The sequence below is a fragment of the Neisseria dentiae genome (genome assembly GCF_014055005.1).
Classification (GTDB): domain Bacteria; phylum Pseudomonadota; class Gammaproteobacteria; order Burkholderiales; family Neisseriaceae; genus Neisseria; species Neisseria dentiae.
Window position 1 is genome coordinate 1,380,784 of the sequence record NZ_CP059570.1, and the last position, 23,226, is coordinate 1,404,009.

Here is a 23,226-nt window from a genome sequence, read left to right on the forward strand (position 1 = left end):
CTGAAAACTTTTTCAGACGGCCTGTATGATTACCTGTTGCCGGGCGGATTATTTGGCTGCGCTGGCCGCTCCGGTTTCGGGCAGTTTTTCCACCCTCACGGCGCTTTGCTTTTCGGCGGCGCCGGCCGCCTGATTGGCGCGGGCTGCGTTGGGCACTACCGTGCCTTGTGCTTCGGCGTTGGCTACCGCATCGTTTTTGGCCGGTGCGGTTTTGCCGCCCACCGAAACGATTTCCGACTGTCCCGAAGGCTCGGCTTTTTCGGCCACGGCCGCCGCACCGCTGTTGGTTTGCGGCCAGAACTGCCACACGCCCACCGCTACCGCCAGCACGCTGGCTGCCACGGCAAAGCCTTTAAAGGCATGGTTGGCCGCAGGGCGGCGGGCATGCTCCGCGCTGCGGTCGAGCTGCTTCGCGGCAACCGTTTGTACGGCAACTTTGATGCTCTCTTCGGCAACGAATACGTTCTCTTTGTGTACGGCAGGTTTCGCGCGCTGCAAGCAATCGCGGATCAAATGGTATTCATGCCATTTTTGCTGTGCTTCGCTGTCAGACAATAATTTATCTAGTGCTTCTTCCGACAAATCATCATCGTCCATGGCGGCAGAGACAAATTCATAGTCTTTGTTTTGGTTCATTTTATTACCACCTTTGGTCTTCAGACGTGTCCAGCAACGGCCTTAAATCTTTGGCGATTACCTCGCGTGCTCTGAAAATGCGCGAGCGTACGGTTCCGATGGGACAGTCCATAATCTGAGCAATTTCCTCGTAAGACAAACCTTCCATTTCCCGCAGGGAGATGGCTTTCCGTAAATCGTCGGGCAGTTTGGAGATAGCCGCCTCTACTGTTTCCAATATTTCCCGATTCATCATCTCGGCTTCCGGCGTATGGTCGTCGGCAAGCTGGTCGGCCAAATCGAGAATATCCCCTTCATCGTTGGCAACATCGGCGCTCACGAAAGGCCGTTTGCCTGAAGTAACCAAGTAGTTTTTGGCGGTGTTGATGCCGATGCGGTAAAGCCACGTGTAAAACGCGCTCTCGCCGCGGAAATTCGGCAATGCCCGGTAGGCTTTTATCAAAGCTTCCTGCGCAACATCGTTCACCTCGTGTTCGTCCTTGATGAAGCGGGACAACAAACGGGTAAGACGGCGCTGGTATTTCGACACCAGGAGTTCGAACGCTTTATGTTCGCCTTTTTGCGCCCGCTCTACCAATGCCTGATCGATTTTACGATCATTCATGCTCAACCCTTAATAACCAGATTACAAACACAGAAAAGGTAAAGCGTGCGCGTTGTAAGCTTCAGACACTTTACCTTCACTTTGGTTCCAAAACAAAGCAATTAAATTTATCAAAAACAGGGATAGCCCCGTTCGGGCTGCCATGATGAACGCTAACCCGGATATTGGCAATAGCCGCGCAGCGGTTGCCGGCATCGGCCACCACCGGCCAGCAGCGCCTTGCAAACGGGGGAACTTTGTATTCTTGTAAAATTTTCCAAACATTTTTACGACCAACGGTAGTTTGAATCACATCATCGGCACTTGCAGCCCGAATCATGCATTCTTCATTTAACAATTCCTCACGGATTCCGAACGAATGCGGTTTAAGGGTAAAACCGTTTTCAGGCAGAATATTTTTCAGACGGCCTCTCAAAACACCCTCCTGCGCCAGCCACGGCAACGCGTTTTGCCAGCCTGTTTTTTGTGCAAACAGGGTGTCGCGGTAGGCGTGGATTTTTCCCTGCGGCAGCGGCCATTCGGCCGACGCGGCCTGCATCGTGCCCAACACCCGTGAAAAGTCGGCGAGGCTCTCCGGCGCGGGCACGCCCAAACCCTGCTGTTTGGCGTAGTGCAGAAGCTGTTGGCGGCGGCGCGCTTCGCTCAGGGTTTTCCAGCGCGCGATGCTGAATGCGCCCGTTTCGCAAACATAGGCGTAATCCTGCGCCACGATTTCGTTTAACACGGCCAGCTCGTTTTGCAGCGCGCGGATGCTGCCGACGATGTGGCGGTCTAAATGCGGCACGCGGCTGCGCCATTGCGGCAGCGCCTCGTGCCTCAGCCAGTTGCGCAAAAACGCGGGGTTGCGATTGCTGCCGTCTTCCACATAAGCCAAGCCGTGTTCGGCGGCATAGTTTTCCAACGTTTCGCGCGGCTCTGCCAAGAGCGGCCGCCAAACCTGAATCTGCCCGTTCAGCGCCCGCCGCCCGGGCATGGCCGACAGCGCGCGCAGGCCGCCGCCGCGCAACGCGGCCAGCATAAAGGTTTCCACTTGGTCGTCTTGGTGGTGCGCCAATGCCAGCACGTCGCAGCGGCCGTCTGAAAACACGCGGTAACGCTGCTTGCGCGCTTCTGCTTCGATGCCCAAGCGGCTGTTCTCCGCCACGGTTACTTTTTCCACCCGCAACGGCACGTTCAGCCGCCGGCACAGGCTGCGGCAGAAGTCTGCCCATTCGTCGGCCCGCCCGCTCAAACCGTGATGCACATGCACGGCTGTTAAGGCAAAGCCGAAACGCTGTTGCAGGGCGGAAAGGGCGTGCAGCAGCACCACCGAATCCAGACCGCCGCTCAAACCTGCTTCGATGCGGATGCCGGCGGGGAAATCGTGCGGCCAGGCGGCGGCCAGACGCTGCAATAAGGGATGAAGGGGTTTGCTCATGGGTTGGAATTGTGGTGGAAAGAAAAGACCGGAACCTTTGCAAAATTCATTTAGGCCGTCTGAAACATCCGATTATCGTCATTCCCGCATAGGCGGGAATCCAGTCGTTTTTTGTAAGTTATTGAAATAAAATAATTAATATCTTGAACGCTGGATTCCCGCCTACGCGGGAATGACGGAATTTAAGCATTTCATACGGTCTTAAAGATATTTTTGCAAAGGTCTCAGGCCGTCTGAACGTTTCAGACGGCCTGTATTTTACACAAATGCCGCTTCTTTCTGTTCTTTTGGGGCGGCTTCCGAACCCATGATATTGATGATTTCCTGCACACCCAAACCGATGCGGCGGGCATAGTTGATGTCGTTCATCAGTGATGAGGTTTCCCAACCGCCGATTTCTTTTTTACGCAGTTTTACCAGCGTGCGGGCGCGGAAACTTTCCAATGTGTCGATATGTTTTGCCAATACCGCCGCCTGCTCGAACCAGGCTTCGGAATACGCAGTCAGCGCGCTGATACGGCGGAAGAGCACCAGCGTTTTAAACAGATGGCGGCGCAGGCGCATATAGTCGCGGAACACGGGCGAATCGGGCTTTTGCAGATGCAGCTGCATGTTTTTCTGCAAGTGTTTGCTTTCTTTAACAATTTCCACCATTTGAAACGCCGCCGTATAAGCGGTGGAAAGCTGTTGCTGCTGCTCTTCGCCCTCCATATCGATTTTGCTGGCGAAATCCAGCACTTCACTATACAGCGGCTTGATTTGGCTTTCATACAACGCCTGCGCATCGAGGTTCAGCGGCGGCTTGGGCGGCGGCAGTTCTTCGTCGGCATCGGTTTGCGCTTCATAGAGTTTATCGGCCGGAATAAACAAAACGTGGCAGATGGCCTCCAAACTTACCGCGTTCAGATGGCCTATTTCTTTAAACACCGAACGGATGGCGGTATCGCCCGAGCGCAGCATATTGTGGTTCAAATACAATGCGCGCACGGGCTGGTGGCCGTCGGGCAGCAGGTGGCCGCCCGTTTCTTTGTCGGGCAGCCACTTAATAAGCTGCTGCGCCAGCCTGTTTTGCAGTTTCCAAAACACCGCCAAACCCAAGCCGTTAAACAAAGTGTGGAACAAAGCCAGTTGCAGCAGGCCGCCCATACCGGTCAACCCCGCCGTAAACGTTACCAGCTTGGTGAGCGGCAGCCACAACAGCAGCGACAACACCGCCGTTACCACGTTGAACAGCAAATGCGCCAGCGCCAGCCGCTGTCCGCTGCGGTCACTGCCGAGCATGCCCACAAACGCGGTGGAAATGCTGCTGCCCACGTTGGAGCCGATGGCAATGGCAAAGCCCTGCGCCACGCTGATCTGGCCGGCCGCCAATGCCGCCAGCGTTAAAATCAGGGTGGCGTGCGAAGACTGCAAAACAATGGTTAAAAACAGGCCGATGGTGCTGAAAATGGCGATTTCGGCCACGCCGCCCGCCTGCACGGACGAAAAATCCACCTGCCCGCCCAAGGCCTGAAAGCCGTCTTTAATCGCATCGATGCCCAAGAAAATCAAGGCGATGCCCACCAAAACGCGGCCTATGGTTTTGCCTTTGCTGTTGAGAAACCCCGCCAGAATGCCGAATACCAGCATGGGCACGGCCACGGGGCTGAGGCTGATGCTCTGCCCTGCCATCGCCAGCAGCCAGATACCGCTGGTGGCGCCCAGATTGGTGCCCAAAATCACGGCGATGCCGCCCGCCAGCGTAATCAGGCCGGTGCTTAGAAACGCGATGGTCAGCAGCGAAACCAGCGTGCTCGATTGCAGGATAAAGGTGGCGCCTATGCCGAACAGCAAGCCTTTGGCGGGTGTGGACGTGCTTTTCGCCATCAGACGCTCCAGCGTGCCGCCCGCCGCATTGCGCAAACCTTCTTCGATACACTGCATGCCGAACAGAAACAGCGCCAGGCCGTAACACAGCTTCAGCCACGGCGCGCTATACCAGAAACTGTATGCCAACGCCGCCAGCAAGGCGGCGGTCAGCACGGGTTTGAACAGATTGCTTTTCATGTTTTCTCCGAAAACAAACGGTATGTATGTTGTTATGGTTTTTTTGAGGATATTGCCAAGCGGTTTCTTTGTTTTTCAGACGGCCTCAAGCCTCACGCAACCGCCACACATTCAAACGCGATATTTTAACAGAAACATACAAAAGGCCGTCTGAAAACTTTCAATTTTTCAGACGGCCTTTTGTTATAATCGTTCCCTTTTCCACACGCCATCCCGCACCGATGACCGCCCCCAAAGCCTTCGCCCTGCTCGGCCCCACCGCCGGCGGCAAAACCGGCCTCGCCCTGCAAATCGCCGAACACCTGCCCGTGGAAATCATCAGCCTCGATTCCGCACTGGTTTACCGCGGCATGGACATCGGCACCGCCAAACCCACCGCCGCCGAACGCGCCGCCGTGCCGCATCACTTAATCGACATCATTTCGCCGCTCGAGGCTTACAGCGCCGCCGACTTTGTACGCGACTGCGTGCGTTTGGCGCACGAAATCAGCGCGCGCGGCAAACTGCCGCTGATTGTGGGCGGTACCATGATGTATTTCCACGCCCTTACCGAAGGCTTGAACACGCTGCCCGAAGCCGACCCCGCCGTGCGCGCCGCCTTGCAGGCCGAAAAGGCCGCACACGGTTTGGCGCACCTCTACCGCCGCCTGCAAGCGGCCGACCCCGCCACCGCCGAGCGTTTGAAACCCGCCGACAGCCAGCGCATCGAGCGCGCGCTCGAAGTGTTTATCCTCACTGGCAAACCCTTGAGCAGCCATTTCGCCGAACAGCAAACGCACACCCTGCCGCTCGATTTGCACACCATCGCGCTGATTCCCGAAAACCGCGCCCTGCTTCATGCGCAAATCGGCAAGCGTTTCGCAACCATGCTCGAACAAGGCTTTTTAAAAGAAGTTGAACGGCTGCAAACCGAATACCCCGCACTCACCGCCGATATGCCTTCCATGCGCTGCGTAGGCTACCGCCAGGCGTGGGATTATCTGGCGGGCGCCTGCGGCTATCAGGAATTTATTGAAAAAGGCACCGCCGCCACCCGCCAGCTGGCCAAACGCCAGCTTACCTGGCTGCGCAAAACCCCGATAAACAAAGTAATCGACCCCTACGGCAGCGGCGGCAATATGCTTCAGACGGCCTTAACCGAAGCCCGGCAACATTTCGGCGGCACGGCATAACTTGTTAACAATCTTTTCCCCGCAACGGTTGTAATTTTATTAAAATAGCCCAAGCTTTAACGCTAGAAATAAAATACCAGCCTCAACGAGATGAAGAAAAACAGCATCAAACCCACACTTTACGCGCTATTGGGCAAACACGCCGACAACCCCGATTTTGTGGCCGTGCTCAACGCCCTAACCGATTTTCTGCGCAAGGGCGGCGCCAAACACGCTTCGGAACGCGTTAACACGCTGATTGAGATTTTCAGCGAAAACGAAACCCTGTGCCGCCAGTTTGCCAAACGCTTTTACACCTGGCTCGCGCAAGTGCGCATCTATCCCGCGCTGGTGGGCTTGGGTATTTTTTCGCGCAGCGGTTTCGCGCGCGAGATGGGTATGCGCCTCTACGAGCGCTTCAGCCCTTCTTATAAAGATTTGAACAACCTGCGCGATATTTTTCTTTATCTCTTCCACTCGAAAAACGACGGCAGATGGCTCGCGGCCGTGTCGACCAAACAATGGCTGAAACTCTACTGCCTGATCAGAAACCACGCCGACCCCGCCGCCGTTCAGACGGCCTCGCGCCAGCTCACGCAAGCGCGCCTGCACGCCTTGGAAATGCTTTCCGTGTGGGTGGCCGCCGAGGCACTCGATCAGGATTTGATCCGCATCGAGCCGCGCCTGCTCGACATCAACTCCGCCTTTATCGCCCTCCAGCGCGAAACCGCCAAGCTGGCCGAACACTACCAAACCGAAACCGCACCCTACGACACCGCCCATATCGAAGTGATGCTCGACCAATGCCGCAGCCAGATAGAACGCCTGCGCCGCCGCGGCACGGGCGCCGGCTCCGGCTCTTCGGTGAAAGTGGCCCACCTGATCGAACGGCTGGCGCAAACCGTAGAACGGCTCGAGCTGCTGCTCAATATCCAAACCGGCCGCCACCCCGCATACCACACCGCCGTTCTGCTCGACTCGATGACCACCGCCGCCGTCGAACAGCGCAGCACCGACCACCTGTGGTACAGCAGCGTGAAAATGCTGGCCAAAAGCATCACCGAAAACAAAAGCAACCACGGCGAACACTACATCACCCGCAACCGCAGCGAATATTTCGCCATGCTGCGTTCGGCGGCAGGCGGCGGCGTGCTAATCGCCTTGATGGCACTGAACAAAATCCACATCGGCGGCATGGGCTTCAGCGAATTCACCACATCGCTGCTCAGCGGCCTGAACTACGGCTTAGGGTTCATGATGATCCAACTTCTGGGCTTAACCGTTGCCACCAAACAGCCCGCCATGACCGCCGCCAGCTTTGCCGAACAGGTGGAACACAACGAAAAAGGCCGCGCCGTTGATGTGAAACTCGCTTCGCTACTGATAGACGTGGTGCGCTCGCAAAGCGTGGCCGTGTTCGGCAACGTCAGCGTGGCCGTGCTGCTGGCCGCACTGATTTCGGTGGCGTTCGCCGCCAACACCGGCACGCCGATTTTGAACGCCGACAAGGTTGCCTACCAACTCAAATCGGTGCGCCCGTTCACCGAGCCTACCCTGTGGTATGCCGCCATTGCCGGCGTGTGGCTGTTTTGCTCGGGCATTATCGCGGGCTTTTTCGACAACCGTGCCGACTATCTCGACCTGCGCCGCCGCCTCACCGTCAACCCGCTGCTCAGAAAAACCGTGCCACTGCGCGCGCGCCAGCGTTTCGGCGACTATATCCACCGCAACTACGGCTCGATGATGGGCAACTTCATTTTCGGTATGCTGCTGGGCATGACCGGCTACGTCGGCCACCTGCTCGACCTGCCGCTCGATATCCGTCATGTGGCGTTTTCATCGGCCAACATCGGCTATGCCGCCGTGAGCGGCAATCTCGGCTTTACCGCCTTTATGATTACCCTCGCCGGCGTGCTGCTCATCGGCCTGGTCAACCTGCTGGTGAGCTTCGCCCTCGCCCTCACCGTTGCCCTGCGCGCGCGCGGCACCCACATCGACAGCGTGCCCGCGCTTTTAAAAAGCACTTGGTTGCAGATTAAAGCCAACCCCCTGCACTTGTTTTTTCCCGTGCAAATCGTGGCGGATGCAGCCAAAGGCAGCAAGGCCGAACACAAGCAGCCCTGAAATCCGGCACGGCGGATTCGGGCAAAGGCAAACAGGCCGTCTGAAAACCTTTCAGACGGCCTGCCCAATTGCAAAATTCAAAACAGCCTGAGACCTTTGCAAAAATACCTTAAGGCCGTCTGAAATGCTTAGATTCCGTCATTCCCGCGTAGGCGGGAATCCAGATGGAAAAATATTGAAGCATTGATTAAACAAATACTTAGATGCCAAGCGTCTGGATTCCCGCCTACGCGGGAATGACGGAGTTCAGATTTTTTAGATAGCAATTTGAATTTTGCAAAGGTCTCAGCCTCACCACGCACCCAGCACATACCATCCCAGCACCGCCAGCGCCGCCGCCAAAAACACCCACGCGCTGATTTGCACGATTTCGTGCAGGGCGCGTTTCTGCCCGCGGTTAAACAGGCGGTGCACCACCAAAGCAACCAGCGCAATCAGAAACGCAATGCGTAAAATGCGGCCTATCATAATATTCCGTTTCCCAAACCCAATCTGTTGCCGGAGGCCGTCTGAAAAGATTCAGGTTTCAGACGGCCTCCGGCAAAACGTGCATACAAAAAACGGCATATCCGCCGCAGCCGTATGCGCACACAAATCAAAACCAAACCGCTATAGCGGAAAAAACTTTATTTCTGCCACGGCGTTGCTGCGCCTTGCCGTACTATTTGTACTGTCTGCGGCTTGCTGCCTTGTGGCAGAAATAAGTTTTTCCGCTATATAATAGCCGTTTTCCTGAATTTGCGCCTGCCCACCATGACCGACAAAGCCGACGTTTGGATTGTAACCCCGCAGAAAATCGCGTTTGAAACGCCGCTTGCCCTGCAAAACGGCCAAACCCTGCCGCGCTTCGATCTGATGGTCGAAACCTACGGCACGCTCAATGCGGGCAAATCCAACGCCGTACTGGTCTGCCACGCCCTTTCGGGCAACCACCACGTTGCCGGCCACCATTCGCCCGACGACAAACACCCCGGCTGGTGGGACAACATGGTCGGCCCCGGCAAACCCATCGACACCGACCGTTTTTTCGTGGTGGGGCTGAACAACCTCGGCGGCTGCCACGGCAGCACCGGCCCCTTGAGCACCAACCCCGAAACCGGTGAAGAATACGGCGCCGATTTTCCCGTGGTAACGGTGAAAGACTGGGTGCAAAGCCAAGCCCTTCTGGCCGACCGGCTCGGCATCAGGCAGTGGGCGGCCGTTGTCGGCGGCAGCTTGGGCGGAATGCAGGCCCTGCAATGGGCGATAGACTTCCCCGACCGCGTGCGCCACGCCCTCGTGATTGCCTCGGCCACCCGCCTTTCCGCGCAAAACATCGCCTTTAACGACGTGGCCCGCCAAGCCATCATCACCGACCCCGATTTCCACAACGGCCACTACCGCCGCCACCAAACCATTCCCCGCCGCGGCCTGCGCATCGCCCGCATGATGGGGCACATCACCTACCTTGCCGAACAGGGCTTGGGCAGAAAATTCGGCCGCAATATGCACGCCGACGGCTATCAATACAGCTACGACGTTGAATTCGAAGTCGAATCCTACCTGCGCTATCAGGGCGACAAATTCGCCGAGCGCTTCGATGCCAACACCTACCTGCGCATGACCAAAGCGTTGGATTATTTCGCCCCTGCCGCCGAGTTCGGCAACGATTTGGTGGCTACCCTCAAAACCGTGCAGGCCAAATTTTTCGTGGCCAGCTTCAGCACTGACTGGCGTTTCGCCCCCGCCCGCGCGCGCGCGCTGGTGAAGCATTTGGTGAAAGCCGGAAAAAGCGTGCAGTATATCGAAGTGGAGTCGCACCACGGCCACGATGCCTTTCTGATGACCGACGAACCCTATATCCGCGCCGTGCGCGCCTATATGAACAACGTAGCCGAGGAGTGCCGCCGTGACTGAACTGCGCGACGACTTACAACTGATTTACGATTGGATTCCCGCCGGCAGCCGCGTGCTGGATTTAGGCTGCGGCAAAGGCGAGCTGCTTTCCGCCCTGATTCGGGAAAAAAACTGTAGCGGCTACGGCGTGGAAATCGACACCGAGGGCGTGCTCGCCTCGATGGAGCGCGGCATCAGCGTGATACAGGCCGACTTGGAACAAGGCTTGCAGGATTTTGCCGCCGACAGCTTCGACATCATCGTGTTAAGCCAAACCATACAGGCCATGCAGAACACCGAAACCATCCTGCAAGACCTCACCCGCGTAGCCAAACAGGCCATCGTATCGTTTCCCAATTTCGGCTACTGGAAAAACCGCCTGCAAATCGGCCTTTTCGGCCATATGCCGGTGAGCGAGCGCATGCCCTACCAATGGTATAACACGCCCAATATCCACTGGTGCACCTTGCAGGATTTCGACCGCCTGTGCGCCAAAAACCATATCCGCGTGCTGGAACGCACGGTGATGACCGCGGGCAGGCGCATCAACATCCTGCCCAACCTGCTCGGCAGCCTGGCGTTTTACCGCGTGGGCTAGTTTGGTTTTGGGGTTGCTGTTAACAGACAAACAGAGGCCGTCTGAAAGTTTTCAGACGGCCTCTGTTTGCTTCGGGCATCTGCGTCTATTAGCCGTTAAACCGACAATTGCGCCAGCAGCGCCTGTTTCAAGGCGAGCTGGTTTTTCGGGTTTTCCAGATGCGGACTGAACAACACGAAGCTGTCTTCCACGCGTTCGTCGAGGGTAGCGATTTTGGCGTAGCGCAGGCTGATGTCTTGGTCGGACAACACTTCGGCAACGTCGGCCAGCAGATAGGGGCGGTTGACGGCCACGATTTCGAGCGTGTACCAACCCGGATAATCCTGCTCGGCGGCCAGATGCACGCCCGGGGCAATAGGCAGGTGGCGGCTGCGGCGGCTGCGTATGCCGCAGGCGGTGTGCTCGGCGGTGGTGTCGTAGCCGTGGATGAAATTGTTGATTTCGGCTTCGAGCGCGCTCTGCACGTTGGGGTAGTCGGCGGCTGCGTGTTTGGGCGGTATCTGCACGATAAAAGTGTCGAGAATATAACCGTGTTCGGTAACGAAGGCGCGTGCGGCGAGAATATCGAGGCCGTGGTGGCTGAAAATGCGGCACAGGCGGGCGAACAGGCGCGGTTGGTTGGGCATAAACACCATCACCTGCAAGGTGTCGCTCTCGGGCAGGATGCGGCTGCGCACTTGCGGCTGTTCGGTTTGGTGGACAAGGTTGGCGGTATGCCAGAGGATTTCGCGCAATTCGTGGCGCACGAAATAGGCCGAGCCGAGTGCCTGCCAGAGTTTCTGCTGCTGTTTTTCGGGCGTACCGGCACGGGTGAGCTGGTCGGCCGCGCCCTGCTGGCGGCGGCTGGTAATCACGTGGCGGCTGCCGCTTTCGCCGGCAAAACGGCGGGCGGCGGCGTGAAAGAGGTTTTCCAACAAGCCGGCGCGCCAGCTGTTCCACAGTTTGGGGTTGGTGCCGCGGATGTCGGCAACGGTGAGCAGGTAAAGCGCGTTTAGCCGCTCCTGTGTTTTCACGCGCCCGCAGAAGTTGTTGATCACGTCGGGGTCTTGAATATCTTCTTTCTGCGCCACCGCCGACATCAGCAGGTGGTCTTCCACCAGCCAGGCCAAGAGGTCGCTTTCTTCTTCGCTGAGAAAATGGTCGGCGGCAAAACGGCGGGCGTCGGCAATGCCTTCTATCGAATGGTCGCCGCCGCGTCCTTTTGCAATGTCGTGAAACAGCGCGGCCAGATAAAGAATGTGTTGTTTCTCGAATGCGTGCATCAGTGCCGAGGCAAACGGCAGCTCGTGGCTGCGCGAATCCATCGCCAGGCGGCGCATATTGTGCAGCACGGTTAAAATGTGGTCGTCCACGGGGTAGATGTGGAACAGGTCGTGCTGGAGCAGGCCGACGATTTTATCCCAAGCGGGCAGATAGCGTTCGAGCGCGCCGTAGAGGTTGAGAAAGCGCATCACATGGGTCAACCCTTCGCCGTGCTTGAAAAAACCGACGAAACGGCGGCGATTTTCAGGATCGGCGTAAAACGCGCGGTTGATTTTGCGCGAAGCCGCCCACCAGTTGCGCAGGGTTTTCGGGGCAAGCGTGATGATGTCGTTGCGCGTTTGCAAAATCTCCATCGCTTTCCACAAGTGCTCGGGGCGGCGGAAAAACAGTTTTTTGTCGTACACCGCCAGCTGGTTGCCCACTTGGTAATAGTCGTCATCGATGCGGTGGACAATGCGGTTGGCCTGCGAATACACGCGCCCGCGCAGCATGGGCAGCAGAATACCGTTGAGCTGCATCACGGTTTTGCTGGCGCGGTAAAACACGCGCATCAGTTTTTCGCTTTTGATGCGGTGGGCGTCGTCGCGCCAGCCCATGTTTTCGGCCACCTGTGTTTGCAGGTCGAAAATCAGCCTGTCTTCGCTGCGCCCTGCCGCCAAGTGCAGGTCGATGCGGATGGCGGCCAGTTTTTTGTGGCTGTTGAGCAGCATCACGGCTTCGGGCCGGGTAACCACGCCTTGCGAAATCAGGGTGCTTAAAGGCGCATCCAACCCTTGCGCCCGCGCCAGCCACAGCATGGTGTGGATGTCGCGCAGGCCGCCGGGGCAGGTTTTGATGTTGGGTTCGAGCACCGCACCCGAACCTTGCGATTTGGCATGGCGCTGCTGCATTTCCACCATTTTGGCTTCGATAAAGGCGGCAGTGTCGCGCTGCAAACCCATGCGCTGCAAAAGCTGTTCGGCCAAAACATGGCTGCCGAACAGAAAACGGGCTTCGAGAAAAGCGGTGTCGCCGGTGATGTCTTCGCGCACGCTCTCGCACAGCTCTTCCACGCTGCCGATTTTCACGGCCGGCGAGAGCTGCATATCCCACAGCGCCTGCACGAAGATTTCGGCTTTTTCCTGCTGCTGCGCGGTGAGCGGTTCGGACGACACGATGGCCAGATCGACATCGGAATAAGGATACATTTCGCCGCGCCCGAACCCTCCTGTGGCCAGCAGGCACAGCGGGCTGGCGGGGAAAAGCTCCAACCACAACACCGCCAGCGCGCGCTCGATGGCTTTGGTGTAGTGCTCGAAAAACACCAGCGCCCGCCGCTTGGCATAATAGGCTTCGACGGCCTGCTGTTTTTGGAATTTAAGGTCTTGAACGGCAGATTGGATCAGGGGTTGCATGGTGTTTTCCGCAGGCCGTCCGAAACCTTTTCAGACGGCCTTGAGTAATATTTCAATCACAATATTGAGACCTTTTCAACCCCCATCTGCGGCGCATTTCTGCGTTGTGTGCTGCTCGCTCGCTTGCCTATCGTGTGATATGTCTGCGCTCGCTGCGCTGCTACGCCTTGAACTGCATCCACATCCGGGGGTTTTGCAAAGGTCTCTATTTCAATCAAAAGAGAAGCCTTCGCCGAACGCTTCCGCTTCGAGCAACCGCACCAGTTCGGCGCAAACGTCGCCGGCGCCCGCCCCGCTCAACACGCCCACGGCGGTGGTTTTTTCGGGCAGGTAGCGCACACCGCTGCCGAGTGCGGTTTCGAGCAGGTTGGCGCGTTCGGTCAAGCCATGCGGATTATCCGCCAGAATCACGGCCGAAGAAAGCACGGTGTAGGCATCGGGCACGCCCGGCAGGCGCTGCCAGCATTGGGCGGTGCCGGCGATTTTGCGACCGTTGTGCGCCAGATTGAAACGGCCGTCGCAAAACGAACCGGAAACGGTTTGGTAACCGGTGATTATGCCGAAAACGGCAAACAGCTTTTCCAGCAAGGCGCACAGCATCAGATAATGCTGCTCGGAAACCTGCAAGGGCTGCGCCGTTACGGCAGGATACACCAGTTGCAGGTTGACCACGTCGGCCGACTGCGGCACCACGCCGCCGCCGGTAAGCCGCACATGCACGGGCAGGCCGTCTGAAAGCAGGGTTGCGCAGGCTTCGTCAAAGCCCGCTTTGCTGCGGTAGCTGCGCGGCACCACGATGCCGTCTGCCCCGCGCCCCACCCAGGCAATGCCGCCGCCCGCTTTCACGCCGGCGTCGATCAGATGTTGTTCGTTATCCGCCCAACTGCGCGCCCCAAGATTGAAAAAATGCGCGGGTTGTAAGGAAAAAACCGTCATCGTCAGGCTCCTTTGAGTGTTTTCAGACGGCCTCGGCAGCCGTCTGAAAAACCGTGATCTCCACTGGCTGTTTATCGCTTTTCAACCCGTGCCGCAACTGTTTTTTTAAATCCTTACTCAATAAGCTGTTAACAAATATTGCCGCGCAGCATGATTTTGTTCACAATTATTGAGCAATGTTGACAAAGCGCAAAGAGTCATTTAATTTTTGCGCCACAACCCTTTTGAAGCTGCCCCGGCAGCTTTTAACACATACCGACCGGAGAAATTTGCCATGAACCACAAACAATATACCGTATTGGCTTTGGCCGTTGCCGCCGCTTTTACGCTTGGCGCCTGTAAGAAAGACAGCGCCGGAGCAGGCGCACCGTCGAAACCCGAATGCATCGCGCCCGCCAAACCCGGCGGCGGCTTCGACTTAACCTGCAAACTCGCGCAAAGCGGTTTGAAAGATACCGGCCAGCTCGACAAGCCGATGCGCGTAACCTATATGCCCGGCGGCGTGGGCGCGGTGGCCTACAACAAAATCGTGGCGAACGATCCGGCCAACAACGATGCCATCGTGGCGTTTTCCACCGGCTCGCTGCTGAATCTGGCGCAAGGTAAGTTCGGCCAATACACCGAAAAAGACGTGCGCTGGCTGGCGGCTGTGGGCACCGACTACGGCATGGTGGCGGTGAACGCCGACTCGCCGCTGAAAAACCTGCAAGATTTGGTAGACGCGCTGAAGAAAGACCCGAAATCGGTAAGCTTCGGTGCGGGCGGCAGCGTGGGCGGGCAAGACTGGCTGCAAACGGCAATGGTGGCCAAAGCCGCCGGCGTCAACCCGAAAGACATGACCTACGTTGCGCTTGAAGGCGGCGGCGAGGCGGTAACCGCCGTGTTGGGCAACCACATCAACGTGGTCAGCGCGGGCATCGCCGAGATGGGGCCGCACATCGAAGCCGGCAAAATCCGCGTGTTGGCGGTGTTCTCACCCGAGCGCCTGCAAGGCAAGCTCAAAGACATCCCCACCGCCAAAGAACAGGGTTACGACGTGCAGTGGCCGGTTATCCGCGGCTACTATATGGGCCCGAAAGTGAGCGACGAATCCTACAACTGGTGGAAAACCCATTTCGACGCCATGCTGAAAGACCCGAAATTCGCCGAGCTGCGCAGCCAGCGCGACTTGTTGCCGTTCGAGATGACGGGCGACGAGCTGAAACAGTATGTTGAAAAATCCACCGAAGAAATGCGCGCGCTGTCTAAAGAGTTCGAGCTGACCAAGTAACGCAAAACGGCAACCGGAAACTTATTGCTGCTCCGGTTGCCGTTTTTTCAGACGGCCTGATTTTTTGCTGAAGGCCGTCTGAAAAACCATTGCCGCACAAAATAACTTTCTGTCTTCAAACGGAGTTTCGCTTCATGAAAATCGAACGTTTGTTTTCCGCCGCGCTGCTTTTGGCAGCGCTCGGATTACTCTATCTGGCCTTCGGCTATACCGCACCGGTGTCTTACGACCCGCTGGGGCCGCGCCCTTATCCGATGCTGATTCTCTCGCTTTTGGCCTTGTGCTGCCTGTTTTTGGTGGTGCGGCCGCGCGGCGAATATATCAATTTGGGCTACACGCCCGCCATTTTGAAAAAAGTCGGCCTGTGCATTGTGTTTTTGGGCGCTTACGCCGTGTTATTCGAAGTGCTGGGCTTTCCGCTCGCCACCGCGCTGATGTCGTTCGGCATCGGCAAGCTGTTCGGCGGCCGCACGCTGCCCTGCGCGGTGTCGGGCATGGTTTTGGGGGCGCTTTTTTACGCGCTGTTCGATCTGGCCTTCGATGTGCCGCTGCCCTTGGGCTTTTTCGGTTGAAAGGCGGATATAAATGGAAACTTTGCAATATTTGATGTCGGGCTTTCAGGTGGCGCTGCTGCCGCAAAACCTGCTGCTGGCGCTGATCGGCGCGTTTATCGGCACCATTGTGGGCATGCTGCCGGGCCTGGGGCCGATTAACGGCGTGGCACTGCTGCTGCCGTTTGCCTTTGCGCTGGGACTGCCGCCAGAGTCGGCGCTGATTCTTTTGGCTGCGGTGTATTTGGGCTGCGAATACGGCGGGCGCATTTCGGCGATTCTGATTAATGTGCCGGGCGACGCGGCGGCGATTATGTCCACGCTCGACGGTTATCCGCTGGCCAAACAGGGCAAGGCGGGCATTGCGCTTTCGCTCTCTGCCGCCAGCTCGTTTATCGGCAGCACCATCGCCACCGTAGGCGTGGTTTTGTTCGCACCGCTGCTGGCGAATTGGGCGATTGCATTCGGCCCTGCCGAATATTTTGTGCTGATGGTGTTCGCCATCACCTGTTTGAGCGGCCTGGTGGGCGACCAGCCGGTTAAAACCGCCGTTTCGGCCTTAATCGGTTTGGCATTGGCGATGGTGGGCATGGATGCGGTTACCGGCGTTTACCGTTTCACCTTCGATTCGGTCAACCTTTCAGACGGCATCCAGTTCACCACCATCGTTATCGGCTTTTTCAGCATCAGCGAAATCCTGATTATGCTGGAACACACCGAAAGCGGCCAAAAGGCGCTGACTCAGGGCAAACGCGCGCTCTTCAACCTGAAAGAGCTGATGTTCAGCATGGGCGCGATTATCCGCAGCGGCGTGGCCGGTTTCTTTATCGGTGTGCTGCCCGGCGCGGGCGCAACGATTGCCAGCGCGATGTCGTACACCAACGAGAAAAAAATCGCCGGCAAAAACGGCACCTTCGGCGAGGGCGACCTGCGCGGCATCGCCGCCCCCGAAGCGGCCAACAATGCTTCGGCCTGCGGTTCGTTTATTCCCATGCTCACGCTGGGCGTGCCCGGCTCGGGTACCACGGCGGTGATGATGGGCGCGTTAACGCTCTACAACATCACCCCCGGCCCGCAGCTTTTCAGCGAACAGCCCGATATCGTGTGGGGTTTGATTGCTTCGCTGTTTATCGGCAACATCATTCTGTTGGCGCTGAATATCCCGCTGGTGGGCTTTTTTGCCAAGCTGCTGAATATTCCCAACTATATTCTGATTCCGGCCATTGCGGCGGTGAGCTTCGTGGGTGTGTATGCGATTCACAGCACCACCTTCGATTTGGTGCTGATGATCGGTTTGGGTATTTTGGGCTATATGCTGCGCAAACTGAATTTCCCGCTTTCCGCCCTGATTCTGGGTTATGTGCTGGGCGAGCTGATGGAATCCAGCCTGCGCCGCGCGCTGTCGATTTCGCAAGGCGACGTGGGCATTCTGTTCCACGGCCCGATTACCTTGTCGTTGTGGGTGCTGTCTGGCTTTATGGTACTGCTGCCGGTTTACCGCTGGCTGCGCCGCCGCAAAGCCGCCGCCTGATGTTGATGAAAGGCCGTCTGAAAACTTTTCAGACGGCCTTTATTAGGCGTGCAGGCAGAAGGTTTTTTTGAAAAAAATCCGCAGATACCGGGCAAAAATCGCAGTAAAATTGAACATCTTGCGCGCATTTTGGCTTCGCCAGTCCGCTATGCTGCCCAACGCCGCAGATGCGGACTTTAACCAAAAATACCGCCGCAACGCGGACGGCTACACGCCCCAGTTCCATATCATGACCAAATAAGTTTGCCCTACCGGAGATGCCCCACCATGAACACCGTTTTGCGCTACCTGCCCGGCTTCGCCGCCGCCTTGGTGGGTGCGTTGGCGGCAGAAGCGCTGAAACTGCCGATTCCGTGGCTGCTCGGTTCGCTGCTGGCCAGTGCCGTGTTAAGCCTGAACAACGTGCCGGTGAAAGCGCCCGCTTTCTGCCGCAAAGCGGGGTTGGCCGTTATCGGCACTTCGCTCGGCTTGTATTTTACGCCGCAGATGGCGGGGGTGTTGCTGGCGCATTGGCCGCTGCTGGTTTTCGGTATGGCGTTTTCGATCGGGCTGGGCATTATCGGCAGCATACTGGTTTATCGTTATGCCGGCGTGGATTTCACCACCGCGTGGTATGCCTCGGCCATGGGCGGCGCCAGCGAAATGGCCAATATGGCCGACCAACAAGGCGCACAGGTTGCCAAAGTGGTGTCCGCCCATTCGCTGCGGGTGCTGATGATTGTCACCATCGTGCCGTTTTTCTACCAATATATGGGCTACCACCACACCGACAGCAGCGGCTTAAGCCAAAACACCACCGTGCATTGGGGCGGTTTGGCGCTGCTGTTTGCCTGCTCTTTTGTGGTTGCCCGCCTGTTCGAATGGCGGAAATGGTCTAACCCGTGGACGTTCGGCCCGCTTTTGGCCGCCACGCTGCTCACTTTGGCCGGTATCCACTTGTCGGCCGTGCCCGTTTCCGTTTCCCACATCGGCCAGCTCTTTATCGGCTGGGCGCTGGGCAACCGTTTCGCGCCGGGCTTTTTCCGCTCCGCCCCGCGCCTGCTCGGCGTGGTGGCCGTGAGCGTGAGTTTGTCGCTGGCCCTAACCGCCGCCGTCACCTATCTGCTGGCACAAATCAGCACCATCCCCCTACCCACGCTGGGTTTGGGGTTGTCGCCCGGCGGCGTGGCCGAAATGACCATCACCGCCAAAGTGCTGCAACTGGGCGTGCCGATTGTTACCGCCTTCCACGTTTCGCGCATGGTGGCGGTGGTCGGCACCGCGGGCATTCTGTGCCACAAACTCAGGCCGCGTTTTGAAAAAAAGCAGACGGAAACCCTTGCAAAAACACCTTAAGGCCGTCTGAAAAAGGCCGTCTGAAATGCCTGACCGCCGCCATTAAACCCCATAAAAAACGGCCTGTTATTCACAGGCCGTTTTGGTTATATGCAGGTTATCCGCATCAAATCAGTTTCACCGTGCCGCGCATCAGGCCGTAGTGGCCGGGGAAGGTGCAGTAAAACTCATATTGGCTGCCTTCGGCGAATTTGGACGGGTCAACCGTAACCGAAGTTTCTTCGCCGCCGCCGATTAATTTGGTATAGGCAATCACGCGGGCGTCGCCTTCTTTCACAAAATCTTTCTCGGCGGTTGCGCCTGCGCCGTCACTCACCACGCCCTGCGCGTCTTCGGCTTTGGAAATCACGATATTGTGCCCCATCGCCGCTTTGGGCATTTTGCCGGTGTGTTTCAACACGATTTTGAATTCTTTGCAGGATTTTTTAATTTCCAACTCTTGTTTGTCGAACTTCATCTGATCGTCGGAATTCACCACCACTTCGCATCCTTCTGCCGGGGCAGCGGCGGTGCTGTCGGAAGCGGCAGATGCTTCAGCCGATGCGGCCTCGGAGGCGGGCGCGGCCGAAGCTGCGGATGCCGCGGTTGCTTCAGAAGCGGCCGGCTGGGCTGCGGGGGCAGCGGTTTCCTGCCCGCCGCAGGCGCTTAAGGCGAAAGCGGCTGCGGAAATCAAAGCTAAATAAGTTTTCATGAAACAGCTCCGTATCGGGTTAAAAGCTTTAAAAAACACCTACGGATTATCTGCGGATTCTTTCCGGCGGTGTTTGATTTGGGTCAGTTTCAACCTATATTATTCCGCACCGTGTGCGCTGCCGTTGCAGACTACTTGCAGGCCGTCTGAAAAACAAAAGCGGCAAACACCGTTTTCAGACGGCCACGAGACCTTTGCCCCCGGATGCGGATGCAGTTCAAGGCGTAGCAGCGCAGCGGGTGCAAACACATCAAATACAAGGCTAAGCGAGCTGGCAAGTACCCTAAAGGGCATAAACACACCACACGGAAATGCGCCGCAGATAGGGAGTTGTGCAAAGGTCTCGGCCCGAATGGGATGCCGGCAAGGTTCGAACGCTTCACAAACCGTTGTTCGGGTGTTCCAAATCGTAAATCTGCGCCACGGCATCAACCAGATTCTGATTCTGCGAGCCGGCCTTGTTTAAGGTGCGGGTGGGCGAGTGCAGCAGTTTGTTGGTGAGCTGCACCGACAAACGCTCCAACACTTCTTCGGGCGCAGTGCCTTTGGCGAGTTGTTTCATGGCATTTTCAAGCACTTGTCGGCGTGCGCGTTCGCCTTCGTCGCGCAGGGCGCGGATCAGCGGCACGCTTTGGCGGCTGCGCTGCCATTCGACGAATTCGGCCACTTTCTGCTCGACCATCATTTCGGCTTCGGCAGCGGCTTTTTGGCGCGCCTGCTGGCCGGTTTGGACGATATTGGCGATGTCGTCAACCGTGTAGAGATAAATATCGTTTAAATCTTCCACTTCGGCTTCGATGTCGCGCGGCACGGCCAGATCAAGCATAAACACGGGCATATGGTGGCGCTGCTTGAGCGCGCGCTCCACCATGCCTTTGCCGACAATGGGCAGCTGGCTGGCGGTGGAGGACACCACCACATCGTATTCGTGCAGGATTTCGGGCAGTTCGGCGAGCAGGCGCGGTTCGGCGTTCACGCCCAATTTTTCGCACAATTCCTGTGCGCGGGGCAGCGTGCGGTTGGCCACGGTAATCAGGCGCGGGGTTTTGGCGGCAAAATAGGTGGCCACCAGCTCGATCATTTCGCCGGCGCCGATAAACAACACGTTCAAATCGCCCACCGACGGGAAAATCTGCTCGGCCATCTTAACCGACGCGGCTGCCATGGAAACCGAGTTTTCGCCCACCGCCGTGCCGGTGCGCACTTCTTTGGCAACGGCAAAGGTTTTCTGAAACAGGGCGTTGAGCCAGGTATCCACCGTTTGCTGCTCTTGCGCCACCCGCACGGCGTCTTTGATTTGGCCGAGAATCTGCGGCTCGCCCAGCACCATGGAATCCAAGCCGCAGGCCACGCGGAAGGCGTGGCGTATGGTGTCGCTGCAACCGAGGGTGTAGAGATAGGGGCGGATTTCTTCGATGTCGAGCCGGTGGTAGTCGGCCAGCCAGCGGACGATGTGTTCGGCATCGCCCACGCAGTAAAGCTCGGTGCGGTTGCAGGTGGAAAGAATCACCGCTTCTTTCACGGCGGCGTCGGCGGCCAGCGCGCGCAGGGCATCGGGCAGGCCGGCGGCGGCAAAGGCCAGCTTTTCGCGTATGCTCAGGGGGGCGGTTTGGTGGTTGAGGCCGACGGCGGTGAGTTGCATTGTGATCGGTGAAGATAAGGGAGTGGCAGCGCGCTATTATAGCCGAAGTTGCGATTGAAAAAAATGTTGGGGCGATAGCGGAACTTGATGGCTGCGGGCGTTTGGCAGGCCGTCTGAAAGGCTGCGGCGGGGTATGTGCACACGATTTTGCCGTTATCGAAAAACCCAAACACGGTTTTAATGGTGCTGCCCGGCAGAGTGATAGCCAACGTTTCCACCAGCTAGCCTGGAAGTTTAAAGGCCATTTAAACATGATAAGCAAGCGTTGAATACCATGCAGTTGCGGATTGCTGATATATTACGCTATTTTATTTGGCGCAGCGGAAACCCAGATTGTGCAGCACGAACTTGGCCTGCAAACTCGTGCGGATGCCGTAGCGCATAAAGGCGGCGTAGTCGCTCGGGTCGGCCGAGCCTGCCGATGCGCCGCTGCAAAACATATTGCTGCCGGCCGCCGAGGCGGAAGTGAGCAGGCTGCTGTTGAAGTCTTCGGTCCATTCCCAAATCAGGCCGTGCATATCGTGAATACCCCAATAATTGGGTTTGCTTTGGCCGACATCGCGCAAGCCTTTGCGGCTGCCTTCGGCATACCAATCGAGAATGGTGCGGTTATAACCCGGTTCGGCCGTGCCGTTGATGCGGGTTTGGGAAGCCTGGCCGGCGAACTCCCATTCGTCGATGGTGGGCAGGCGTTTGCCTTGGGCGGTGCAGTAGGCGTGGGCGGCAAACCATGAAACGTTGGTAACGGGTTTGTTCAAATCGCTTTTGAGCGGCGCATAACCGTTGCCGCTTTTTACCCAATGGCGCAGATAACCCGGCTCAGCCTGTTTGCTGCTTGCTCTGCCGCGCTACCATTGCGGGTGTTTTTGCACGAAGGCGGCGAATCGGGCGTTGGTAACGGGCAGGATGTCGAGCTGAAACGCTTTCACACTGATCATGGGTGTGTCTTTTTTCAGGTAGAGCGGGCGGTATCGGCCGCCATTCACTTTGGCCATTTCGGCGGCGGCCGCCGTGCCTGCGGCAATCAGCAGAACGGCGGCGAGCAGTGGTGCGGTATTCATGGCGGTGCTCCGTGATGTTTTTTCAGACGGCCTTTACAAGTGGACAAAACCGAGACTCTGCAAAGGTTTCGGTTTTTGGAAAATGCCGGGTTACCTACACTTTAATTATGCAAAACAGCTATTCATTTTTACTAAAATGATTGTTTTACGATCTTTGAATATTCTCAAGAATTACGTAGATTCGCCGTGCTTTTTGGGATTTTCGACAACCCTCAAAAATCCCAAAATAGTCCCTCAGAAAAACAACAAGTGTAAACAATACTAGGGTCTGTCGACATTCAAGTTTTCAGTGTATCCTATCCTCATGACCAGATATATTCTGACCGATGCACAGTGGGCAAAAATTGAGCCTTTATGCCAAGGAAAAGTTGGCGATGCCGGCCGAACCGCTGTCGATAACCGATTATTTATAGAAGCCATACTATGGATTATCCGTACCGGCAGTCCTTGGCGCGATCTGCCCGAAGAGTTCGGTAATTGGAAAAGTATCCACAAACGCTACCGCAGATGGGTCTTGGCCGACCGTTTTCATGATATTTTTGAAGAACTGAACCGTGATCTCGATATGGAGTATGTCATGATTGACGGCACAATCGTCAAAGTTCACCGCCACGGTCAGGGTGCAAAAGGGGGACTCTAAATCAGGCCATCGGCCAATCCAAAGGCGGGATGACGACCAAGATTTTGGCTATGGTGGATGCTTTGGGGAACCTGATTGACTTCAAACTGATGCCTGGTCAGCGCAATGACATTTGCGGCGTAGAACCGCTGATTAAAGAAAAGGAATTTGATGCTTTATTGGCGGATAAAGCCTTTGATGCCGACTGGCTGGTCGAAGAGTTGACCGAAAGGGGGAGTAAGGTGGTTATTCCGCCGCGTAACAACCGCAAATTGCAGCGGGAACACGACAAGATGATGTATTGCTGGCGACATTTGATTGAGAACTTTTTTTGCAAACTCAAAGAATTCAAAAAGATTGCGATGCGCGCAGAAAAAACCGACCAATCTTTTGCTGCCAATATTTACCTTGCTGCTGCCGTATTGAAATTAAGGTAAACTTGAATGTCGACAAACCCTAGCATTGCTTACACTTTTCATTTT

At 56.9% G+C, this 23,226-nt stretch carries 19 protein-coding genes and 2 pseudogenes; 11 read left to right on the top strand and 10 right to left on the bottom strand.

The window, feature by feature from the left end:
- Window positions 1–48 precede the first annotated feature (48 nt).
- The 4 genes from H3L92_RS06545 to H3L92_RS06560 form a co-directional block, all read right to left on the bottom strand.
- Window positions 49–636 (bottom strand): sigma-E factor negative regulatory protein, encoded by a 588-nt coding sequence (locus H3L92_RS06545; RefSeq protein ID WP_085366284.1) that lies wholly within the window; start codon window positions 634–636, stop codon window positions 49–51.
- Window positions 637–640: 4 nt separating this feature from the next.
- Window positions 641–1,240 (bottom strand): RNA polymerase sigma factor RpoE, encoded by a 600-nt coding sequence (gene rpoE / locus H3L92_RS06550; RefSeq protein ID WP_085366283.1) that lies wholly within the window; start codon window positions 1,238–1,240, stop codon window positions 641–643.
- Between the two features lie 76 nt (window positions 1,241–1,316).
- Complete coding sequence (gene tilS, locus H3L92_RS06555) at window positions 1,317–2,657, bottom strand: tRNA lysidine(34) synthetase TilS (RefSeq protein WP_085366282.1); 1,341 nt, start codon at window positions 2,655–2,657, stop codon at window positions 1,317–1,319.
- A 258-nt stretch (window positions 2,658–2,915) separates the two neighbouring features.
- Window positions 2,916–4,703, bottom strand: a complete 1,788-nt coding sequence (locus H3L92_RS06560; protein WP_085366281.1) for a Na/Pi cotransporter family protein — start codon at window positions 4,701–4,703, stop codon at window positions 2,916–2,918.
- Window positions 4,704–4,924: 221 nt separating this feature from the next.
- Between H3L92_RS06560 and miaA the strand changes: the two genes are divergently transcribed.
- Window positions 4,925–5,875: a tRNA (adenosine(37)-N6)-dimethylallyltransferase MiaA gene (gene miaA, locus H3L92_RS06565; RefSeq protein ID WP_085366280.1), complete on the top strand. Its 951-nt coding sequence runs from the start codon at window positions 4,925–4,927 to the stop codon at window positions 5,873–5,875.
- 90 nt (window positions 5,876–5,965) lie between these two features.
- Window positions 5,966–7,978, top strand: coding sequence for a site-specific recombinase (locus tag H3L92_RS06570; protein WP_085366279.1), 2,013 nt, complete (start codon window positions 5,966–5,968; stop codon window positions 7,976–7,978).
- Between the two features lie 291 nt (window positions 7,979–8,269).
- Here H3L92_RS06570 and H3L92_RS06575 read toward each other — a convergent pair whose 3' ends face one another.
- Entirely contained in the window at window positions 8,270–8,446 is a 177-nt protein-coding gene (locus H3L92_RS06575; RefSeq protein ID WP_169710492.1) for a protein MIGRI, read from the bottom strand.
- A 285-nt stretch (window positions 8,447–8,731) separates the two neighbouring features.
- On the opposite strand from H3L92_RS06575, the gene metX reads away from it, so the two are divergent.
- Both metX and metW read left to right on the top strand, forming a co-directional pair.
- A complete protein-coding gene (gene metX / locus H3L92_RS06580) occupies window positions 8,732–9,874 on the top strand; it encodes a homoserine O-succinyltransferase MetX (RefSeq protein WP_085366278.1) in 1,143 nt (380 codons plus the stop codon).
- Window positions 9,867–10,451, top strand: coding sequence for a methionine biosynthesis protein MetW (gene metW, locus H3L92_RS06585; protein WP_085366277.1), 585 nt, complete (start codon window positions 9,867–9,869; stop codon window positions 10,449–10,451). The genes metX and metW overlap by 8 nt, the downstream gene beginning before the upstream one ends.
- 95 nt (window positions 10,452–10,546) lie before the next feature.
- Here metW and glnD read toward each other — a convergent pair whose 3' ends face one another.
- Window positions 10,547–13,108 carry a [protein-PII] uridylyltransferase gene (gene glnD, locus H3L92_RS06590; RefSeq protein ID WP_085366276.1) on the bottom strand — a complete coding sequence of 854 codons (2,562 nt, stop codon included), beginning with the start codon at window positions 13,106–13,108 and terminating at the stop codon, window positions 10,547–10,549.
- 86 nt (window positions 13,109–13,194) lie between these two features.
- Here glnD and H3L92_RS13270 point away from each other — a divergent pair.
- Window positions 13,195–13,313 (top strand): annotated as a pseudogene (locus H3L92_RS13270) (lipoprotein signal peptidase); the annotation flags it as partial.
- A 5-nt stretch (window positions 13,314–13,318) separates the two neighbouring features.
- Here the strand turns inward: H3L92_RS13270 and H3L92_RS06595 are convergent.
- Window positions 13,319–14,044 carry a lipoyl protein ligase domain-containing protein gene (locus H3L92_RS06595; RefSeq protein ID WP_085366275.1) on the bottom strand — a complete coding sequence of 242 codons (726 nt, stop codon included), beginning with the start codon at window positions 14,042–14,044 and terminating at the stop codon, window positions 13,319–13,321.
- A gap of 274 nt (window positions 14,045–14,318) precedes the next feature.
- Between H3L92_RS06595 and H3L92_RS06600 the strand changes: the two genes are divergently transcribed.
- The 5 genes from H3L92_RS06600 (at window position 14,319) to H3L92_RS06620 (ending at window position 18,731) form a co-directional block, all read left to right on the top strand.
- The gene (locus tag H3L92_RS06600) at window positions 14,319–15,314 is read left to right on the top strand and encodes a tripartite tricarboxylate transporter substrate binding protein (protein WP_085366274.1); all 996 of its coding nucleotides are present in this window, start codon (window positions 14,319–14,321) and stop codon (window positions 15,312–15,314) included.
- 134 nt (window positions 15,315–15,448) lie between these two features.
- A complete protein-coding gene (locus H3L92_RS06605; protein WP_085366273.1) occupies window positions 15,449–15,886 on the top strand; it encodes a tripartite tricarboxylate transporter TctB family protein in 438 nt (145 codons plus the stop codon).
- Between the two features lie 13 nt (window positions 15,887–15,899).
- Complete coding sequence (locus tag H3L92_RS06610) at window positions 15,900–17,396, top strand: tripartite tricarboxylate transporter permease (protein ID WP_085366272.1); 1,497 nt, start codon at window positions 15,900–15,902, stop codon at window positions 17,394–17,396.
- 67 nt (window positions 17,397–17,463) lie between these two features.
- Window positions 17,464–17,637 carry a hypothetical protein gene (locus H3L92_RS06615; RefSeq protein WP_158088158.1) on the top strand — a complete coding sequence of 58 codons (174 nt, stop codon included), beginning with the start codon at window positions 17,464–17,466 and terminating at the stop codon, window positions 17,635–17,637.
- A gap of 26 nt (window positions 17,638–17,663) precedes the next feature.
- On the top strand, window positions 17,664–18,731 hold the full coding sequence (locus tag H3L92_RS06620) for an AbrB family transcriptional regulator (protein WP_085366271.1): 1,068 nt from the start codon (window positions 17,664–17,666) through the stop codon (window positions 18,729–18,731).
- Window positions 18,732–18,837: 106 nt separating this feature from the next.
- Here the strand turns inward: H3L92_RS06620 and azu are convergent, their stop codons facing one another.
- The 3 genes and pseudogenes from azu to H3L92_RS06635 all read right to left on the bottom strand — a co-directional run bounded on the left by azu (window position 18,838) and on the right by H3L92_RS06635 (window position 22,125).
- Window positions 18,838–19,422: an azurin gene (azu, locus tag H3L92_RS06625; protein WP_085366270.1), complete on the bottom strand. Its 585-nt coding sequence runs from the start codon at window positions 19,420–19,422 to the stop codon at window positions 18,838–18,840.
- 379 nt (window positions 19,423–19,801) lie between these two features.
- On the bottom strand, window positions 19,802–21,064 hold the full coding sequence (gene hemA, locus H3L92_RS06630) for a glutamyl-tRNA reductase (RefSeq protein WP_085366269.1): 1,263 nt from the start codon (window positions 21,062–21,064) through the stop codon (window positions 19,802–19,804).
- Between the two features lie 308 nt (window positions 21,065–21,372).
- Window positions 21,373–22,125: pseudogene (locus H3L92_RS06635) on the bottom strand (formylglycine-generating enzyme family protein).
- 304 nt (window positions 22,126–22,429) lie between these two features.
- On the opposite strand from H3L92_RS06635, the gene H3L92_RS06640 reads away from it, so the two are divergent.
- Window positions 22,430–23,181, top strand: a protein-coding gene (locus tag H3L92_RS06640; RefSeq protein ID WP_115336293.1) for an IS5 family transposase whose coding sequence is annotated in 2 segments (ribosomal slippage) — window positions 22,430–22,763 and window positions 22,763–23,181 — 753 coding nt in all. Because the reading frame shifts where the segments join, the coding sequence is not laid out codon by codon here.
- Window positions 23,182–23,226: the final 45 nt, after the last annotated feature.

Bases quoted from the DNA above. Each gene is read 5' to 3' on its own strand.
- H3L92_RS06560 (WP_085366281.1), bottom strand. From the start codon at position 4,703: ATGAAAAGCAATCTGTTCAAACCCGTGCTGACCGCCGCCTTGCTGGCG.
- H3L92_RS06575 (WP_169710492.1), bottom strand. From the start codon at position 8,446: ATGATAGGCCGCATTTTACGCATTGCGTTTCTGATTGCGCTGGTTGCT.
- azu (WP_085366270.1), bottom strand. From the start codon at position 19,422: ATGAAAACTTATTTAGCTTTGATTTCCGCAGCCGCTTTCGCCTTAAGC.
- hemA (WP_085366269.1), bottom strand. From the start codon at position 21,064: ATGCAACTCACCGCCGTCGGCCTCAACCACCAAACCGCCCCCCTGAGC.
- H3L92_RS06620 (WP_085366271.1), top strand. From the start codon at position 17,664: ATGAACACCGTTTTGCGCTACCTGCCCGGCTTCGCCGCCGCCTTGGTG.
- H3L92_RS06570 (WP_085366279.1), top strand. From the start codon at position 5,966: ATGAAGAAAAACAGCATCAAACCCACACTTTACGCGCTATTGGGCAAA.
- tilS (WP_085366282.1), bottom strand. From the start codon at position 2,657: ATGAGCAAACCCCTTCATCCCTTATTGCAGCGTCTGGCCGCCGCCTGG.
- miaA (WP_085366280.1), top strand. From the start codon at position 4,925: ATGACCGCCCCCAAAGCCTTCGCCCTGCTCGGCCCCACCGCCGGCGGC.
- H3L92_RS06605 (WP_085366273.1), top strand. From the start codon at position 15,449: ATGAAAATCGAACGTTTGTTTTCCGCCGCGCTGCTTTTGGCAGCGCTC.
- metX (WP_085366278.1), top strand. From the start codon at position 8,732: ATGACCGACAAAGCCGACGTTTGGATTGTAACCCCGCAGAAAATCGCG.
- glnD (WP_085366276.1), bottom strand. From the start codon at position 13,108: ATGCAACCCCTGATCCAATCTGCCGTTCAAGACCTTAAATTCCAAAAA.
- H3L92_RS06610 (WP_085366272.1), top strand. From the start codon at position 15,900: ATGGAAACTTTGCAATATTTGATGTCGGGCTTTCAGGTGGCGCTGCTG.
- H3L92_RS06600 (WP_085366274.1), top strand. From the start codon at position 14,319: ATGAACCACAAACAATATACCGTATTGGCTTTGGCCGTTGCCGCCGCT.
- rpoE (WP_085366283.1), bottom strand. From the start codon at position 1,240: ATGAATGATCGTAAAATCGATCAGGCATTGGTAGAGCGGGCGCAAAAA.
- H3L92_RS06595 (WP_085366275.1), bottom strand. From the start codon at position 14,044: ATGACGGTTTTTTCCTTACAACCCGCGCATTTTTTCAATCTTGGGGCG.
- H3L92_RS06545 (WP_085366284.1), bottom strand. From the start codon at position 636: ATGAACCAAAACAAAGACTATGAATTTGTCTCTGCCGCCATGGACGAT.